Here is a 17,093-nt window from a genome sequence, read left to right on the forward strand (position 1 = left end):
TCATAAAGCACGAGATCAGATGGCATATTTCGATAAAGTGCCCCGTCGCGGGCCGTATCGAGCACGATGGGCTGGGAGGCGGTCCAGAATCGCTTCGCGCCCAGCTGATCGAAGAAAAGGGTTTCTGGTCAATCCGCGTAACTAGGGTCGAAACCCAATCAGCATCTTGAGGGATGATGGTTTTTCTGATTCAGTGGTGCGCGGGTCAGGAGGAGTGAGTCATGGCGCTGTTCTGGTTGTCGGATAGAGCGTGGGCGGCGATCGAGCCGCATCTGCCGAAGAACCAGCCCGGCGCGCGACGGGTAGACGACCGGCGGGTGATTTCCGGGATCGTGCATGTGCTGAAGGTCGGCTGTCGCTGGTGCGACTGCCCGGCTGATTACGGGCCATCCACGACGATCTACAACCGGTTCAACCGCTGGTCGCGCCGTGGCTTCTGGCTCAAGCTTCTCGACGCGCTGGCGGATGCTGGCGTGGTCACGAAGAGTACCGCGATCGACAGCACCTATATCAAGGCGCAACGCGCAGCCTTTGGCGGAAAAGGGGGCGCCAGATCCAGGCGATCGGTCGCTCGCGCGGCGGATGGACGACCAAGATCCACGCGCTGACCGATGTCATCGGCCGTCCCTATGCCCTGATGCTGACGGCCGGTAATGTCAGCGACGTGAAGGCAGCGCCCGCGCTTCTCGAACGTGCTGGCCGGATGCGTTACCTCCTTGCTGACAAAGGCTACGATGCCGACCGGCTGCGCCGTTCGCTACGTGACGCCGGAGCCGTTCCCGTCATCCCCGGACGGCGAAACCGCAAACGCACAATCCGCTACGACAAAGACCGGTACCGCGGCCGCCACCTGATCGAGAACGCCTTCTGCCGTCTCAAGGACTTCCGCCGTGTCGCCACCCGCTATGATAAACTCGCCGCCAACTTCCTGTCAGGCGTCGCCATCGCGACCGCGCTCGCCTTCTGGCTCTGATTGAGTTTCAGCCCTAGCGACGCCAAGCCTCAGACGATGAAGATCGTCAAGCGCGCGATGGACCTGACCCTGGCGGGCGCGCTGGCCTATCTTGAAAAATTTCCGATTCTCTGGGTCGGTACTACGGCCGATGCCGACTGGCTCATCAGAATGCTCGAATTGGGCGGCGTCGATGCAGAAAGATGGGAGGTTCGCTATACTCATAAAGATCCGACGGCAGACGAGCTTCCTGACAAGGAGTCCGCGATCCAATTATTGAAGCATCATAATATAGATCTGAGAGAAGTTCGTCTTGTCTCACATTTCTATGACGGATCGATGGGAATTTTTCTAAGACGTGATGGCGAGCTGTCGTACCTCGGTATCGAGTTCGATCCCGAGGGCGCCAAATTGCTTGCGCACGCATTCTTCGCGTTAGGCATTTCGGTTCGGCGCGATGAACTCGACGCTGACGCGATGCAGCGGGTGCTTGAAGCAGAATAGGCGTTCCTGATCTCGGCGAATTTCGGGGGAAATCGGCTCGCGCAGGGACGCTGAGGCGCAGAGAGGGACCGCGGGCGGCGATGCCGCTTGATCCAGGAGCGTGGCGTCTCCCGACCTCTGGCGCCTGACGCACCCTCTCTGCGCCTCTGCGCGAGTAACGACCCCAGGCGCCGTCTCTACAGCTGGCTGCCCCGAGGCCGCCGGTTGGCGAAATACGAGCCGATCATCATGAGCAGGAAGACGGGGACGTACCAGAAGAACAGGAGCACCGACTTGGCAAGCGACCAGTCCCAGGCATGGGTCGCGCCATAGACGCCGACCGCCGACCCGATCAGCGGAATATAGGTAAGGATGATCCCCACGAAAAATGCGAACGCCTTGCCGAGAAAGCTGGTCGCGCCGAGTGCATAGGCAACGCCGTCCCACACCGCGAAAAACTGAAAGATGCCGACGAGGAAGAAGATGATTCGGGGAAGAAGCCGCATGTGATCGTCCTATGCCCTCTTGTTAGATGCGTTGTGCAGTGACTGGTGACGGATGCCGATTGAAAAGTCGAGATCCGACCTTGACTGCCGCGAGCCGGGGTGTGCCTGGTTCGGGCGCAAGTCTCTGGGCTGGGCCGGGAAGCTGGTTCGCGCAGAGACGCGGAGGCGCAGAGACGCGGAGGCGCAGAGACGCGGAGGCGCAGAGACGCGGAGGCGCGGAGGCGCGGAGGCGCAGAGATAGGGGTGCGACACCCGGAAATGACGCGACATGCCGCGTCAGAGGATCGAGCACAGCCGCCGCCGCCCGCGATCCTTCCCTGCGTCTCCGCGTCTCCGCGCGAATAATCATCTCGAACTTTGTTCACGGCCGCAATGAGAGGTGACCGAGCAGCCGCTCTAAACGCTCATCAGCGCGTCCCAGAGCGCGAGCGAATAGCGGGATTTGCGGGTAAACAGGACCGTCTGCGCCTGCACCACAGTCTGGCCGCTATCCATATCGCGGACCGAAACCGTCACACCCCGTGTCACGTCGCTACCGCCAAGGTCGGCACGGAAGAAGCAGCGTTCGGCATAGTGAGGATCGCACCGGACCTGCGTTGCCGCGCCCCTGTCGGATGTAAGGGTGATGAGGTAATCCGATGCCCGATCGCGGCCGGTAACGCTGCGGACCTCGCCGCGGATCGGCCCGGCATTCGGGTAGGTGATGGTGGAGACGATCGGCCACGGGCCGTAGCTCTCCTTGAATTCAACCGCTTCGAGATGAACGGCCACCCCTCCGGACGCCAGCGGTGGCGCGACAGGGGCCACGGTGCGGACCGCGCTGAACAGGAATGCCAGCGGCACGATCAGCAGGATGGCGACTGACCAGCCAAGAATTCTGCCGATAGAGTTGATCATCCGGCGATCCTAATCCGGTCCGGAGTTCACGCAATCGTGCATGTCCCGTCCGCAACACTTTCGCGCAACCGCGCGTTTCGGACAAGCATGATGGAGGATGGCCGCACCCATAGCCGGTCGGCCGTCCCGCGTCGCAGGAGAGATGTGTGCGGAAATTCGGACTTGCCTGTGCTGCGATCCTGCTGGCGGCCGGCGTCGCGCCGACGGCGGCGGTCGCGCAGGATTACAATTACGTGCCCGGCTGGGCCAACACCACCAATCACAAGTATAAAGGCCCGCGAAGCGGCGGGTGGAAGGCGAAGACCGATCTGTTCGAGCGGCTCGGGCGGCGCAGCCCCGCGGCGCTGTGCACGCTGAAGAACCTGTCCGAGGCGGACGGCAACGTCATTGTGAACCAGTATCGCAGCCGGGAGCGCAAGACGAATGCCGCCGCCGCCTTTCGCATGGCCGAGCAGCAGGTCGCCGCCCATCACCGGCGGCTGAAGGCGCGGGGGAAGTGCTAGTCGCCAGGAGCGTCGCTGGATCTAGCTGAGCTGCTCGTCCAGGCTGCGGGTGAGGGGCGTCACCTCGTCGCCGGTGTGCCTGGTCGATGCCGGCTCGATCAGCAGCACCCAGCATTCATCGTCTGCGACGGGATTGTGGCGGACGCCGCTGGGCACGGTGAGGAAATCGCCCTGGTTCAGATCGACCGGGCCTTCCTCGAATTCGATGCGCAGCGATCCCCTGACGATGTAGAACAGCTCGTCCTGGCCGTCATGCGCGTGCCAGACGAATTCGCCCTTCAACTTCGCGACCTTGAGCAGCTGGTCGTTGACGCTGCCGATCACCTTGGGCGACCAGTAATCGGTCACCCGATCGAAGGCGGCGGTGAGCGTGACGGGTGACAGCATGGAACCTCCAGGCGTGGCGCGCATGCCCGCCCCGCGATTGCGCTGTACCGGGCACGCGGCAGGGCGGCAACGGCGATCCGCCGGTGTCAGTCCGCCACGCTCCGACGCGGCTGGACCAGCTCGACCGGCCCGGCCGCCGCGGGCCATAGCGCGATGCGGTAGCGATCATCGCCGTCCAGCCCATCCTCGCTCAGCGTGTCGAGCCCGCCGAAATGCGCACGCAGGCGATAGGTGCCGGGCGGCAGGTCGATCGTGTCGACCGATCCGGTGGTGCATTCCATCAGCTCCAGCCGGCCCGAGGGGAGGTGCAGGCTGGCCTCGACGATCTGGTCCCAGCCCTCGGCAACGGTTTCGGGCGCGCGGTCGAGCAGGTCGATCTCGACCGGCACGGTCATGTTGCGGACGGGCTGGATCACCACCAGATGCGGCACCGCCTTCACCATCAGGGTCAGGTCCGCATCGACATAGTCCGTCGGCGGATCGGGCTGCACCTCGGCATCGCGCAGGTAGAACTGGAAATAATCGGCGAACACCTCGTAGCGGCGCAGCGTCATGTGGGGCGAACTCCTTGCTGTCCCGGAAGCCCGTCGAACGCCCGAGGGTCCACGTCGTTTCCGCCAGCGGTTCAGGCCGCAGCGGCTAGGCCGGTCCGCGCATCCGCGGCGGCATCGGGCTCGGCGGGGGCGGTGATCGTCGCGGCGCGCCCGCAATCGCCACGGGGTCTCATCGTCGGCAGCAGCGACAGGCTGACCAGATAGCCGATCACCGCGCTGCCGCCATAGCCGACCAGCGGGGTCGGATAATTGCCCAGCGCCGCTGCCAGGATGACCGTGCCCCAGAGCGCACCGAAGGCGAGATGGGCGTCCGATGCCCCGCGCCCGGCGACCAGTCCGGCAGCGGCGGGCAGCAGCATCACCACCGCGCCGGCCAGCACGCAGGCACCCGCCAGCGGATGGACGTCGAATGCGGTGTAGAGGATCTGGTCGACATGGGGCGCGGGCGGAAAGCGGTCGGGCTGAAGCAGCGTGGCGACGAAGCCGGCCAGCGCGGCGGCGAGCGCGGCCAGCGTGCCGCGGTCACGCCGGGTGCAGGCAAGCACCGCCAGTGCGGCGGCCAGAACGCCGGCCATTGCCCGGTCGGGCTGAAGCGCCAGGGTCGCCGCGGCGACGATCGTCGCGATCGCGGCGGCGCGGCTGCGCACGCTCGCAAAGCCGATGATGATCGCAGGGACGAGGATCAGGCTCGGCTGAATCGATATGCCGGCGATGCGCACCCAGCGCGCGGCCTCCGCAGCGCCGTCCGCCGCCAGCGTCGCGGCCAAGAGCACAAACGACAGGGCGAGCGCGATGATGCCGGGCGGCAGCGACAGCCGTGTGGCCGCGTCGCGGGTCAGCGCAACCAGCAACAGGCCGATGACCAGCGCGCCGCCGTTGATCCCCAGATAGCGGGCCGGCGCTCCGGCCAGCGCCAGATAGGCCAGCCCGAGCAGCACGGCGCCGATCGCGCAGGCGATGCCGAAGGCGAGGGACGAGGATCGAAGGGTCATGTCGGACATGCTCCGGGATGAACCGGCATCGGCCGGGCTGGGGAAGGGACGGTGCAGGCGAAGCGCGGCCGCGCGCGGGACGAGGCCGCAAAAGCCGTGAAGCGCGAAGCGCAGCGCGTCGCCATCGTCGGGGATGGCGTCGACCTCCGCCGCGATGGCGCGTGCCCAGTCGCGATGCCGCGGCGGCAGGATCCGTTCGAGCACATGGCATAGTCGCTCCGCGGCTGCCCGACGCAGGCCGTGCCTCATGTCGCCGCCCCGGGGATCGCCGCCCCGGCAGGGCGGGCCGCCGGCGGATTGGCGCGGGCCAGCGCCACGCCGCTGGCGGTCAGGCGATAGGCATGGCGCGGCGGACGCCCGCCGCCCTGGGGAAGTTGCCATTCGGCGGTGAGATGGCCCTGCTCCTCGAGCCGGATGAGCAGGGGGTAGAGCGTCCCCGATTTCACGCCGGCCAGCTGCGCCAGCTCATAGCCGTGCCGCCAGGCTACAGGCGATTCGAGCAGTACGGCAAGCACCGTTCGCGCGGCTTCGGACAGGGATCGATGTCGAACCATGTCCAATATATCTACCTATATAGATTTAGAGTCAATCGGGGTTTCAGTCGGGTGCGCGCCAGCCCCGACGAAAAAGGTCGGGGCGTGACTCCTCGCTATGCCGCCACGACCCGTCTCTTGAAGTAGGAGAGGGGAGGCCAGGTCGAGACGAGTGTCCACCCTTCAGACGCCATCGCCTTGCGCATCGACCCGAAGCCGATCCGCCTGCGATATTCCCAGATTTCGTTCGTCGCCCGAAAGACGAGCGCGTTGTTCTCGGTTGCAACCAACTCGCTACCTCTTAGTCCCTCCTCGCGAAGGATATTCATCTCGCCTACAGCGCTATATCTGACGCGACGGAATATGAGTTCCCCGCCCGTTTGGAGCAGCGGCGCGTCAGTTCCGCCAACGCTGAAGCGCTGCTGGGCTGCCTGTTTGGAGATGCCGAGCGCATTTCCAATCTCTGTCCAACTGATGCCGGTCCTACGCGCTGCATCGATCCAGCGGTGCAGGCTGAGCTTGGCTTCATCGGCGACCAGATGGGCGACGGTGATGGCTTCGGTGAACCCTTCCGCAGTCTCGCCAGTGAACGGCGGCTGACGGTCGGCCGCCCAAGCCAGAACCACTGCCGACGTCTTGTCTCTGATGTCCTGCTGCTGCTCGATATGCATGTCGACCTCCGTCAACCTTGTCTTGACGAATCGTCAATATCTCGTTGACGGCTCTTCTGTCAACGAGTTGTTGACGTGAGCGGTGAGGAGGTGGGTTGCGCCAGCCCCCAACAAAAAAGGCCGGGGCGTGAACCCCGGCCTCTTCGTGTTACTTCCGGAGGTGCGGGCCTCAGGCCTGCTTGCCGCCCGGGGTCGGTGCGCCCGGCAGCGGCGGGACCGGCTGGGGCGGGGTATCTGCGTCCGTTTCCGGCACGTCGACGATCCCGCGGCCGACATGGCTGCGGCTGCGGCTGTAGCCGAAATACACCGCCAGGCCGATCGCCGCCCAGATCAGGAACAGGATGATGCTCTTGTGGTCGAGGCTGACGAACAGATAGGCGCAGCCCGCGATCGCGATCGGCGCGGTGACGAACACCGCCGGCGTGCGGAACGGCCGGTGGCGCGTCGGATCCTTGCGGCGGATCACCATGACCGCGATCGCGACCGCGGCGAACGCGAACAGCGTGCCCGAGTTCGAGATGTTGGCCAGCTGGCCCACCGGGAAGAAGGCGGCGAACAGCGCGACCGCGATGCCGGTGATGATCGTGATGACGTGCGGCGTGTTGAACCGCGGGTGGATCTTCGAGAAGGCCTGCGGCAGCAGACCGTCGCGGCTCATCACGAAGAAGATGCGGGTCTGGCCGAACATCATCATCAGGATGACCGACGGCAGGGCGAGGCCGGCGGCCAGGCCGAGCAGGTTGCCGATCTGCGGCCAGCCGATCTCGCGCAGCGTGAACGCCAGCGCTTCCTTCGAGCAGACCACGTCCTTGAAGCCTTCGGCGGCGCGCGCTGCGCACTGTGCCGCCAGTTCGCGGCTGCCCGGCTCGAGCACCGCGCCCGCGGCGGTGGTGACGGGCTGGGTCGACAGGCCCGGTGCGCCGATCACGCCGGCGGCGACCAGGATGTAGAAGATGGTGCAGATCGCCAGGCTGCCGATCAGGCCGATCGGCATGTTGCGCTGAGGGTTCTTGGTCTCCTCGGCCGCGGTCGAGACCGCGTCGAAGCCGACATAGGCGAAGAAGATCGACGCCGCCGCCATCGAGATGCCGACGAAGCCGGTCGGGGCGAAGGGCGAGAACTGCTCGCTGTTCATCACCGGCACCGCCAGCACGATGAACAGGGTCAGCGCGGCCACCTTGATCGCGACCAGGATCGCGTTGACCGTGGCGCTCTCCTTGGTGCCGATCACCAGCAGCCAGGTGACCAGGCCGGCGATCGCCATCGCGGGCAGGTTGATCAGCCCGCCGTCGAACGGCCCGAGCACCAATGTGTCGGGTATGTCGATCGAGAAGGCATGTTCGATCAGGCCGACGACATAGCCGGACCAGCCGACCGACACCGCGCCCGCGGCGACCGCATATTCGAGGATCAGGGCCCAGCCGACCATCCAGGCGATCAGTTCGCCCATGACGGCATAGCTATAGGTATAGGCAGAGCCCGAAACCGGCACCATCGACGCCATTTCGGCGTAGCACAGCGCGGCGAAGGCGCAGACCAGGCCGGCGATGATGAACGAGATCATCATGCCCGGCCCGGCCTTCTGCGCGGCCTCGGCGGTCAGAACGAAGATACCGGTTCCGATGACTGCGCCGACGCCGAGCATGGTCAGCTGAAACGCACCCAGGGTACGCGTCAGGGACTTTTTTTCGGCTGTGGCGAGGATGGCATCGAGTGGCTTTACGCGCCCGAAGATCATGAAAGGGTCCCCTTCGCGGCGCTCGGGCGCCGCCCCGTTTGGTTGAAGGCCGGGAGCCTAGTCGCAAATCGGTGAGGCGCAACGATTTTGTAACGCGCGTAACCGAAGTTCGCCGCGCTTTGCCGCTCAGCGCGGCAGCATCGCCCCCAGCCGGCGCCCGGCGAACACATGAACGTGAAGGTGCGGCACTTCCTGGCCGCCATCGACGCCGACATTGGCGAGGAGCCGATATCCCGGCTCGACCATACCCGCCTGGCGCGCCACCGCGCCGACCGCCCGCACGAAACCGGCAATCTCCGCATCGCTGCCGCGCGCCGAGAAATCGTCCCACGAGACATAGGCGCCGCGCGGGATCACCAGGATATGCTGAGGCGCCTGTGGATTGATGTCGTGAAAGGCGATGGCGAAATCGTCCTCGTACACCCGCTTCGACGGGATCTCGTCGCGCAGGATCCTCGCGAAGATATTGTCCGGGTCATAGGGCAGGGTGGCGTCGATCGGCATGGCGGCTCCTTTTGGAGGGGCTTAGCGCAGCGGCGTTGGAGGTGGGAAGGGGGTGGCGACTGGCGCCCGGTCCGTGGAGGGTCCGGTGCGGTGCGGCTAGGCGCGCGGCCGCGCCGCCTTCTCGTCGATCCCCGACACCCCCTCGCGGCGCGCCAGTTCCGCGCGGACCTCGTCCAGCGTCACGCCGGCATCGGCCAGCAGCACGAGCAGGTGGAAGATCAGGTCGGCCGCCTCGCCGGTCAGCTCGGCGCGGTCGTCGCGGATCGCGGCGATCACCGTCTCGGTGGCTTCCTCGCCGACCTTCTGCGCGATCTTGGCGCGGCCGCGCGCGGTCAGCTTGGCGACGTAGGAAGTGGCCGGATCGCCCTGGCGGCGGTCGCGGATCACCTGTTCGAGGCGGTCGAGCATGTCCATGGCCCCTGGCTGTCCGAGGGCGCGGCGCAAGTCAATCCTGCGCGTCGGCCTTGCGGAAGCGCGCCCGCAGCGCACGGCGGACGAACCAGATGCTGAACGCGGCGAACAGGAACAGCGCGATGTCGGAAAGCTCGGGCATCGACCGCGTCGCCGTGGCGCCCGAATGTGCCCCTTGCGCCAGGGCAGGGGAAGCGATCAGCAGCGGGAACAGGCGAAGCATCGGGTTGGGATAGCGGAGAAAGGTTAAGGGGCTTCCTCACCTATTCGTCATCCCGGTCGAAGTGCGGGGATCCACGGGTCGGCGCATCCCGGACTCAAGGGTCCGGGGGCGGAAGCGGGACAGGTCGCACGTCCCACGTCACGGCGGCGGGAGGATGGGTGGCCCCGGGCATTTCAGCCGGGGTGACGGGTGGGGGTGGCGAGGTGGCGCCTCGCCTCACCCCCGCTCAGCTGCGAACCGCGATCCCCGCTGCCGCCAGCGCCGCGTGCGCATCGGCGATGCTCGCTTCGCCGAAATGGAAGATCGAGGCGGCCAGCACCGCGGAGGCATGGCCGTCGCGGATGCCCTCGACCAGATGCTGGAGCCCGCCGACGCCACCCGAGGCGACCACCGGCACCGTCACCTCGTCGGCGATGGTGCGGATCAGATCGAGGTCGTAGCCGTCGCGGGTGCCGTCGCGGTCCATCGAGGTGACCAGCAGCTCGCCCGCGCCCAGCCGCGCCAGGTTCAGCGCATGCTTGACCGCGTCGATGCCGGTCGCGCGGCGGCCGCCATGGGTGAAGACTTCCCAGCGCCCCTCGACCCGGCGCGCATCGACCGAGGCGACGACGCACTGGCTGCCCATCCGGTCGGCGATCTCGGCGACCACCTCCGGCCGGGCGACCGCGGCGGAATTGACCGCGACCTTGTCGGCGCCGGCCAGCAGCAGCGTGCGCGCATCCTCGACGCTGCGCACCCCGCCGCCCACGGTCAGCGGCATGAAGCACACTTCGGCGGTGCGCCGCACCACGTCGACGATCGTGTCGCGGCCCTCATGGCTGGCGCCGATGTCCAGGAAGCAGAGCTCGTCGGCGCCGGCCGCGTCATAGGCGCGCGCCTGTTCGACCGGGTCGCCCGCATCCTTGAGATCGACGAAGTTCACCCCCTTGACGACGCGCCCGCCGGCGACGTCGAGGCAGGGGATGACCCGCGCACGAACGGTCATAATTCCTCCCCGGAACGGGGAGGGGGACCATCCGCAGGATGGTGGAGGGGGCCCGAGGCAAGCGAGGCGTTCGTGGAGGGCCCCCTCCACCGTCGCTTCGCGCCGGTCCCCCTCCCCGTGCCGGGGAGGAGTTGGTTGGTTACCATCACGCCGCTGCCTCGATCGCCTCGCCCAGCGCCAGGCGGCCGTCGTACAGCGCGCGGCCGGTGATGACGCCTTCGATGCCGTCGGCGACATGGCCGCGCAGCGCGTGGATGTCGCCCAGGTCGGTCACGCCGCCGCTGGCGATGACGGGGATCGACACCGCGCGCGCCAGCGCAACCGTCGCCTCGACATTGCAGCCCTTGAGCAGGCCGTCGCGGCCGACATCGGTGAACAGCAACGCAGCGACGCCGGCATCCTCGAATCTTCTGGCCAGTTCGACCACCGACACGTCGGAGACATCGGCCCAGCCGCGCGTCGCGACCATGCCGTCGCGCGCATCGACCGCGACGACGATCCGCCCGGGATTGTCGCGCGCCGCCTGGCGGACCAGGTCCGGATTCTCCAGCGCGGCGGTGCCGATCACCACCCGCTCGACGCCCAGGTCGAGCCAGTGCGCCACCGAATCGGCCGAGCGGATGCCGCCGCCCAGTTGCACCTTGCCGGCGAATGCCTGGAGGATGCCGGCCACCGCTGCGCCGTTGACCGATTCGCCGGCAAAGGCGCCGTCCAGGTCGACGACGTGCAGCCACTGCGCGCCCTCCGCCATGAACGCCGCCGCCTGCGCCGCGGGATCGTCGCCATAGACGGTTGCGCGGTCCATATCGCCCTCGGCCAGCCGCACCACCTGGCCGCCCTTCAAGTCGATTGCGGGGAAGACGATGAGGCTCATGTACTGCGGTTCCATGCGAATCCCCCTCCCTGGAAGGGAGGGGTTAGGGGTGGGTAGGGTTCGGTTCCCGTGATGCCGTCCACGCCAGGCCGCCGGTCGACCCACCCCCGGCCCCTCCCTTCCAGGGTGGGGAGCAGGTGGGCGCCCGCGGCCGTCACGGACGCCATGCGAGGAACCTTTCGATCAGCGCGAGGCCGTAGCGCTGGCTTTTTTCGGGGTGGAACTGGACGCCCAGATAATTGTCGCGGCCGATCGCCGCGGTCACCGGGCCGCCATGGTCGGTGGTCGCCAGCACGTCGTCGCCGTCGAAGGCGAAGCTGTGGAGGAAATAGGCCTCGCCCGGCGCGATCAGCGGATGCGCGGCGGCCGGAACGACGTCGTTCCAGCCCATGTGCGGCACGCGCAGCCGGGGCGAGGCGGGCAGCGCGCGGACGGTGCCGGCGATCCAGCCCAGCCCGTCATGCACGCCCATCTCCTCGCCGCGATCGGCCATCAGCTGCATGCCCACGCACACGCCCAGAAAGGGCGCGGCGTCGCGGCGCACGCGCTGTTCCAGCGCCTCGACCATGCCGGGGATCGCGCGCAGCCCCGCCGCGCACGCGCCATAGGCGCCGACGCCGGGCAGGACGACCCGGTCGGCGCGCAGCACGACCTCCGGGTCGGCGGTCACGTGAATCGCCGCCGCGCCCGCCGCCTTCAGCGCATTGTGGACCGACTGGAGATTGCCCGCACCGTAATCGATCAGCGCGACGCTCACCGGGCGAGCGCTTCCAGCCCGGGCGCGGTCATGGTCGGGGCGAATTCGACGACCTGGTAATGGGCGACGCCGTGGACCGCGAACGGATCCTGCGCCAGCAGCGCCTCGGCATCGGCACGCGGGCCGGCGAGCAGCAGCACGCCGCCCTGGGGCGGGGTCTGGCGGCCCGAGGCGAGCATCGAGCCGGCGGCATATTGCTCCTTAAGCCAGTCGATATGCGCGGCGCGGTGCGCGTCCACCTCGGCCAGCGGCACGACATAGGTCAGGATCGCGACGATCATCACAACACTCCCTTGGTGCTCGGGATCGCATCCGCCTTGCGCGGGTCGATCTCGACGGCCTGGCGCAGCGCGCGGGCCAGCCCCTTGAACGCGGCCTCGGCGATATGGTGGTTGTTGGTGCCGTACAGCGTCTCGACGTGCAGCGTCACGCCGGCGGTCTGGGCGAAGCTGTGGAACCAGTGCTCGACCATCTCGGTGTCCATCTCGCCCAGCTTCTTCTGGGTGAACTCGGTCTTCCACACCAGATAGGGGCGGCCCGAAATGTCGATCGCGACGCGGCTCAGCGTCTCGTCCATCGGCGACAGCGCGTCGGCATAGCGGCGGATGCCCTTCTTGTCGCCCAGCGCGCGGGCAACCGCCTCGCCGATCGCCAGCCCGGTATCCTCGACCGTGTGATGCTGGTCGATATGCAGGTCGCCGACGGTCTTCACGTTCAGGTCGATCAGCGAATGGCGGCTGAGCTGTTCCAGCATATGGTCGAAAAAACCGATCCCGGTGGAGATGGTGTACTCGCCGGTCCCGTCCAGATTGACGGTCACGGCGATCGAGGTTTCGCTCGTCTTGCGGCTGATCGTGGCGGTACGCATGCCGCCCCCATAGCGCCGCAATGGCCTCAAGCAAAATAGCCTTGCTTGGGGATGTGCATGCATCGCTTGACCCATGGAATCGAGCCGCTACCCAAGGGGCATGACTGCTTCCGTGCCCGACAGCCTGATTCCCTATGACGAGATCGTGCAGGAAGCCCTGCGCGCGGTGGTGGGGCGCGTGCTCGGCACCGTCGCCCAGACCCAGGCGCTGCCCGGCAGCCATCATTTCTACATCACCTTCCGGACGCATGCGCCCGGCGTCGACATCCCGCAGCGGCTGATCGAACGCTTTCCGGACGAGATGACGATCGTCCTTCAGCACCGATTCTGGGACCTGCGCGTCGACGACGAGAAATTCTCGGTCGGGCTCAGCTTCAACCAGGTGCCCTCGACGCTGACGATCCCCTTCTCGGCGATCACCGGCTTCCAGGATCCGGCGGTGCATTTCGAGCTTCGCTTCCAGGCGCAGGAAGGCCCCGACGGCCCCGACCCGCATGACGAGGCCGAGAATGACGGCCCGACCATCACCCCGGTCGAGGACGGATCGAACGTCGTCGCGGTGGACTTCAAGCGCAAGAAATAAGGTCGTCGCCTGAAATCCCTCTCCCCTTGTGGAGACGGAGTGAGCAGCCGCCGGCTGCCGAAGGGTGAGGGGGCGCTGGGCTCCCCGCGCTTTCCCTTTCGGCTCGTCCCCCTCATCCTTCCCCCACGAGGGGAGAAGGAGAGTGGCGCATCGCCGCTATCGGCTCCCCTCCCTTTCAGAAAGGGGAATCTCCGACCTAGAACGAGATCCGCGCCTTCGCGATCAGGCGGTCGCCGGTGTGGCTGATGTCGGCATAGGGCGACGCGATCGCCTGGGACCGGTCGATGTCGGTGCCGACATAGTCGAGGCCCAGCGTCAGCGGCGCGGCCACATATTCGACGCCCAGCCGCCAGTCGGCATAATTGCCCGCCGGGCGCAGCCGGGCGGCGAGGCGGGGGTCGTCGGTGCTGCCGCTGGTGCGGCCGACGCGCGCCGACACGCTGAGCGGCGTCGAGGGGATGCCCGCCCGGGCGCCCATGTTCAGATAGAGATTGTCGCCGCCGATCGACGACTGGTCCGGCGCATAGACCAGGCCGGCATCGACCTCGACCGGGCCGAGGGTGAAGCTGCCGCTGCCGCCCAGCTCGAGATAGTCCATCCGCTCGACCGCGTTGACGAAGACATGGCCGGTCCCGTGGACGCGGAACCGCACCGGGCCGGCGCCCAGGCTGGTGCCGGCCTCGAGATCGAGCACCGCGTCGGCGCGGCCATGCCGGTCCGATTCGCGCAGCATCGCGACGCGCGCCGACGCGTCGATCCCGATGACATCGACCGTGACATCGGCCGAAGTCGACACGCGGCCCTCGCTCCAGCTCAGGCCGCGACGGGTCTCGTCATTGGTGATCTCGGCACCGCCGGTCACAAGCTGGGCATGGGCCGGCAGGGCTGCGGCGCTGGCCGCAATCCCTGCCATCACAACAAACGCAATTCGATTCATCCGCTATTCGACCTCGGCAATCCGTCCAGTTCCCCGTTGAGGACGCTATGGTCGTCGCGGGCGACTTCGACCAGATGCCCGCGCAGTTTATCGTCGTGTCGTGCGATCTCCGCGTCGATCGCATCGCGATGGGTGCTGCACCAGCCGGCGCGGCGGCCCTCGATCACGCCGTCGCGCTCGATCGAGCGGCGCATGACCGAACCCGAGGCATTGCGCGCCTCGCGCTCGATGGTGACGTCGGCACGCCAGGTGCAGGCGAGCGTCGACATCTTGCCGGGGCCGGCGGCGGTGCCGACCTGCTTGGTCGCGACCTTCACGGTCGACCGGTAATGGGCATCGACCGGGCCGCTGGCATGGTCGATGCGGACGCGGTGCTCGAACTGCCCGGCCAGGGGCGGCGCCGCGATGATGCCGAGCGCGAGCCCGGCCATGAGTAGATTGGCCATCCTTACGTCTCCTGCGGGTGTCCCGGCCTATCTTGGCCAGTGACGACGCCGGCACGACGCCGGCACCCGGCGAGATGGCGCGCGGGACCGGGAGCGACAATGTCTGTTCACAAAACGTAACATTCGAGACGACAAGCGGCAGCATAAGCGGGGTTGGCGAAAGCCCCGCACCGGTTCTAGAGCGCCTGCGACTGTTCCCGCGGAGGATGATGTGACCGACACCCGTACCGAAACCGACTCGATCGGCGCGATCGAAGTACCCGCCGACGCCTATTGGGCGGCGCAGACCCAGCGTTCGATCGAGAATTTCCCGTTCGGCGCGCAGGAGCGCATGCCGATCGGCATCGTCCATGCCCAGGCGATCGTGAAGCAGGCGGCGGCGCGGGTGAACGTCAAGCACGGCCTGGATCCCGAGATCGCCAAGGTGATCGACACGGTCGCGCAGGAAGTGATCGACGGCAAGCTGGACGACCAGTTCCCGCTGGTCATCTGGCAGACCGGGTCGGGCACCCAGACCAACATGAACGTCAACGAGGTGATCGCCGGCCGCGCCAACGAGATCCTGACCGGCAAGCGCGGCGGCAAATCGCCCGTCCACCCGAACGATCACGTCAACATGGCGCAGTCGTCGAACGACAGCTTCCCCACCGCGCTGCACATCGCGGCGGCGCGCGGCATCACGCTGACGCTGTACCCGGCGCTCGACCGGCTGTTCGCCGCGCTGGATGCCAAGGCGAAGGGCTGGGACCATATCGTCAAGATCGGCCGCACCCATCTCCAGGATGCGACCCCGCTGACGCTGGGCCAGGAATTCTCCGGCTATGCCGCGATGCTCGCCTCGGCGCGCGCGCGCTTCGCCAGTGTGCTCGAGCTCGACATCTTCAAGCTGGCGCTGGGCGGCACCGCCGTCGGCACCGGGCTCAACTCGCCCCCCAACTATGCCGAGGATGTTGCCGCCGAGATCGCGACGATCACCGGGCTGCCTTTCGTCACCGCGCCGAACAAGTTCGAATCGCTGGGCACCAAGGACCAGCTGGTCAACCTGTCCGGCACGCTGAACACGCTGGCCGTGTCGCTGACCAAGATCGCCAACGACATCCGCGTGCTGGGTTCGGGCCCGCGCTCGGGCCTGGGCGAGCTGGAGCTGCCGGCGAACGAGCCGGGCAGCTCGATCATGCCGGGCAAGGTCAACCCGACCCAGTGCGAGATGCTGACGATGGTCGCCGGCCAGGTGATCGGCAACCATGTCGCGGTCACCGTCGGCGGCATGCAGGGCCATATGGAGCTGAACGTGTTCAAGCCGCTGATCGGCTCGAACGTGCTGCGCTCGATCGACCTGATGTCGACCGGCATGACCAGCTTCGCCGATCGCACCGTCGACGGGCTGAAGGCGAACGAGCGCCAGATCAAGGACCTGGTCGACCGCTCGCTGATGCTCGTGACCGCGCTCGCGCCCGAGATCGGCTATGACAATGCCGCCAAGATCGCGAAATATGCGCACGAGAAGGGCCAGACGCTGAAGGAAGCCGGGCTCGAACTCGGCCTGGTCGACGAGCCGACCTTCGACCGGCTGGTCCGTCCGGAGACGATGGTCGGGAAGTAAGGATGCGCCAACGCCCGCCGGCTCCGCCTTGGCGGGCCGGCGGGCCCGTCATGCCGGCCGAAGTGCCGGCATCCACCGGGCGGCACATCCCGGAGCCGAGGCCTGGCCGCTGCGCGCGCGTCTGGCTCTCCGGGCGCGCGGCGCGCGAATGCCGATGGTCCGGGATGGAGGAGGGGTAGACCCCGGCACTGCGGCCGGGGTGACGGAGGTTTTCGGGTGGCCACTCACGCCCGTCATGCCGGCCGGAGTGCCGGCATCCACCGGTCGGCACATCCCGGAGCCGAGGCCTGGTCGCTGCGCCCGCGTCCGGTTCTCCGGGGCCGCGGCGCGCGCACGCGGATAGTTCGGGATGGAGGAGGGGTGGACCCCGGCACTGCGGCCGGGGTGACGGAGGTTTTCGGGCGATTATTCACGCCCGTCATGCCGGCCGAAGTGCCGGCATCCACCGGGCGGCACATCCCGGAGCCGAGGCTTTGTCGCTGCGCCCGCGTCTGGCTCTCTGGGCGCGCGGCGCGCGAATGCCGATGGTCCGGGATGGAGGAGGGGTAGACCCCGGCACTGCGGCCCACAACTGTCCGGGATTCACAGGTTGAGGGTCATTTGGGGATTTTGGGGCAGTTTTGCTGGCTGGATTGGTGGTGGTTTGGCTCGTCCAGAGAGGTCGAGCCTGCTGAACAGTGCGACCC

At 67.3% G+C, this 17,093-nt stretch carries 23 protein-coding genes; 5 read left to right on the forward strand and 18 right to left on the reverse strand.

Going from position 1 to position 17,093, the window contains the following annotated elements:
* Nucleotides 1-221: 221 nt before the first annotated feature.
* Together TPR58_RS22010 and TPR58_RS22015 are read left to right on the forward strand one after the other, a co-directional pair.
* Nucleotides 222-973, forward strand: a protein-coding gene (locus tag TPR58_RS22010) for an IS5 family transposase (RefSeq protein WP_428835710.1) whose coding sequence is annotated in 2 segments (ribosomal slippage) — nt 222-548 and nt 551-973 — 750 coding nt in all. Because the reading frame shifts where the segments join, the coding sequence is not laid out codon by codon here.
* A 36-nt stretch (nt 974-1,009) separates the two neighbouring features.
* Entirely contained in the window at nt 1,010-1,456 is a 447-nt protein-coding gene (locus tag TPR58_RS22015; RefSeq protein ID WP_346248928.1) for a hypothetical protein, read from the forward strand.
* A 176-nt stretch (nt 1,457-1,632) separates the two neighbouring features.
* Here TPR58_RS22015 and TPR58_RS22020 read toward each other — a convergent pair whose 3' ends face one another.
* Both TPR58_RS22020 and TPR58_RS22025 read right to left on the reverse strand, forming a co-directional pair.
* Nucleotides 1,633-1,941, reverse strand: a complete 309-nt coding sequence (locus TPR58_RS22020) for a hypothetical protein (protein ID WP_346248929.1) — start codon at nt 1,939-1,941, stop codon at nt 1,633-1,635.
* 396 nt (nt 1,942-2,337) lie between these two features.
* Nucleotides 2,338-2,838, reverse strand: coding sequence for a hypothetical protein (locus TPR58_RS22025; RefSeq protein ID WP_346248930.1), 501 nt, complete (start codon nt 2,836-2,838; stop codon nt 2,338-2,340).
* Nucleotides 2,839-2,984: 146 nt separating this feature from the next.
* Here TPR58_RS22025 and TPR58_RS22030 point away from each other — a divergent pair, with 146 nt between their 5' ends.
* Complete coding sequence (locus TPR58_RS22030) at nt 2,985-3,341, forward strand: hypothetical protein (RefSeq protein ID WP_346248931.1); 357 nt, start codon at nt 2,985-2,987, stop codon at nt 3,339-3,341.
* Between the two features lie 21 nt (nt 3,342-3,362).
* On the opposite strand, the gene TPR58_RS22035 is transcribed toward TPR58_RS22030, so the two are convergent.
* The 14 genes from TPR58_RS22035 to hisB form a co-directional block, all read right to left on the reverse strand.
* Nucleotides 3,363-3,728 carry a cupin domain-containing protein gene (locus tag TPR58_RS22035; protein WP_346248932.1) on the reverse strand — a complete coding sequence of 122 codons (366 nt, stop codon included), beginning with the start codon at nt 3,726-3,728 and terminating at the stop codon, nt 3,363-3,365.
* Between the two features lie 86 nt (nt 3,729-3,814).
* Nucleotides 3,815-4,282, reverse strand: a complete 468-nt coding sequence (locus tag TPR58_RS22040; RefSeq protein WP_346248933.1) for a hypothetical protein — start codon at nt 4,280-4,282, stop codon at nt 3,815-3,817.
* Between the two features lie 71 nt (nt 4,283-4,353).
* On the reverse strand, nt 4,354-5,523 hold the full coding sequence (locus TPR58_RS22045) for a hypothetical protein (protein WP_346248934.1): 1,170 nt from the start codon (nt 5,521-5,523) through the stop codon (nt 4,354-4,356).
* Complete coding sequence (locus TPR58_RS22050) at nt 5,520-5,828, reverse strand: PadR family transcriptional regulator (protein ID WP_346248935.1); 309 nt, start codon at nt 5,826-5,828, stop codon at nt 5,520-5,522. The genes TPR58_RS22045 and TPR58_RS22050 overlap by 4 nt, the downstream gene beginning before the upstream one ends.
* A gap of 95 nt (nt 5,829-5,923) precedes the next feature.
* Nucleotides 5,924-6,478 (reverse strand): hypothetical protein, encoded by a 555-nt coding sequence (locus TPR58_RS22055; protein WP_346248936.1) that lies wholly within the window; start codon nt 6,476-6,478, stop codon nt 5,924-5,926.
* A 169-nt stretch (nt 6,479-6,647) separates the two neighbouring features.
* Complete coding sequence (locus TPR58_RS22060; RefSeq protein WP_346248937.1) at nt 6,648-8,216, reverse strand: amino acid permease; 1,569 nt, start codon at nt 8,214-8,216, stop codon at nt 6,648-6,650.
* 126 nt (nt 8,217-8,342) lie between these two features.
* Nucleotides 8,343-8,720: a histidine triad nucleotide-binding protein gene (locus TPR58_RS22065; RefSeq protein WP_346248938.1), complete on the reverse strand. Its 378-nt coding sequence runs from the start codon at nt 8,718-8,720 to the stop codon at nt 8,343-8,345.
* Between the two features lie 96 nt (nt 8,721-8,816).
* The gene (locus TPR58_RS22070) at nt 8,817-9,134 is read right to left on the reverse strand and encodes a phosphoribosyl-ATP diphosphatase (RefSeq protein ID WP_346248939.1); all 318 of its coding nucleotides are present in this window, start codon (nt 9,132-9,134) and stop codon (nt 8,817-8,819) included.
* Nucleotides 9,135-9,165: 31 nt separating this feature from the next.
* The gene (locus tag TPR58_RS22075; RefSeq protein ID WP_346248940.1) at nt 9,166-9,354 is read right to left on the reverse strand and encodes a hypothetical protein; all 189 of its coding nucleotides are present in this window, start codon (nt 9,352-9,354) and stop codon (nt 9,166-9,168) included.
* Nucleotides 9,355-9,580: 226 nt separating this feature from the next.
* Nucleotides 9,581-10,339: an imidazole glycerol phosphate synthase subunit HisF gene (hisF, locus tag TPR58_RS22080; RefSeq protein WP_346248941.1), complete on the reverse strand. Its 759-nt coding sequence runs from the start codon at nt 10,337-10,339 to the stop codon at nt 9,581-9,583.
* Between the two features lie 145 nt (nt 10,340-10,484).
* The gene (gene hisA / locus TPR58_RS22085) at nt 10,485-11,213 is read right to left on the reverse strand and encodes a 1-(5-phosphoribosyl)-5-[(5-phosphoribosylamino)methylideneamino]imidazole-4-carboxamide isomerase (RefSeq protein ID WP_346248949.1); all 729 of its coding nucleotides are present in this window, start codon (nt 11,211-11,213) and stop codon (nt 10,485-10,487) included.
* A gap of 154 nt (nt 11,214-11,367) precedes the next feature.
* Nucleotides 11,368-11,970, reverse strand: coding sequence for an imidazole glycerol phosphate synthase subunit HisH (gene hisH / locus TPR58_RS22090; protein WP_346248942.1), 603 nt, complete (start codon nt 11,968-11,970; stop codon nt 11,368-11,370).
* Nucleotides 11,967-12,251, reverse strand: coding sequence for a YciI family protein (locus tag TPR58_RS22095; RefSeq protein ID WP_346248943.1), 285 nt, complete (start codon nt 12,249-12,251; stop codon nt 11,967-11,969). Before TPR58_RS22095 ends, hisH begins: the two co-directional genes overlap by 4 nt.
* Entirely contained in the window at nt 12,251-12,838 is a 588-nt protein-coding gene (gene hisB, locus TPR58_RS22100; RefSeq protein ID WP_346248944.1) for an imidazoleglycerol-phosphate dehydratase HisB, read from the reverse strand. The genes TPR58_RS22095 and hisB overlap by 1 nt, the downstream gene beginning before the upstream one ends.
* Before the next feature lie 100 nt (nt 12,839-12,938).
* On the opposite strand from hisB, the gene TPR58_RS22105 reads away from it, so the two are divergent.
* Nucleotides 12,939-13,421: an SspB family protein gene (locus TPR58_RS22105; RefSeq protein ID WP_346248945.1), complete on the forward strand. Its 483-nt coding sequence runs from the start codon at nt 12,939-12,941 to the stop codon at nt 13,419-13,421.
* Nucleotides 13,422-13,617: 196 nt separating this feature from the next.
* Here the strand turns inward: TPR58_RS22105 and TPR58_RS22110 are convergent, their stop codons facing one another.
* Nucleotides 13,618-14,334, reverse strand: coding sequence for a TorF family putative porin (locus tag TPR58_RS22110; RefSeq protein WP_346248946.1), 717 nt, complete (start codon nt 14,332-14,334; stop codon nt 13,618-13,620).
* A 20-nt stretch (nt 14,335-14,354) separates the two neighbouring features.
* Nucleotides 14,355-14,804, reverse strand: a complete 450-nt coding sequence (locus TPR58_RS22115) for a hypothetical protein (RefSeq protein ID WP_346248947.1) — start codon at nt 14,802-14,804, stop codon at nt 14,355-14,357.
* A 211-nt stretch (nt 14,805-15,015) separates the two neighbouring features.
* On the opposite strand from TPR58_RS22115, the gene fumC reads away from it, so the two are divergent.
* Nucleotides 15,016-16,407, forward strand: coding sequence for a class II fumarate hydratase (gene fumC / locus TPR58_RS22120; RefSeq protein WP_346248948.1), 1,392 nt, complete (start codon nt 15,016-15,018; stop codon nt 16,405-16,407).
* Nucleotides 16,408-17,093: the final 686 nt, after the last annotated feature.

The sequence above is a fragment of the Sphingomonas rustica genome (genome assembly GCF_039652585.1).
Lineage (GTDB): Bacteria > Pseudomonadota > Alphaproteobacteria > Sphingomonadales > Sphingomonadaceae > Sphingomonas > Sphingomonas rustica.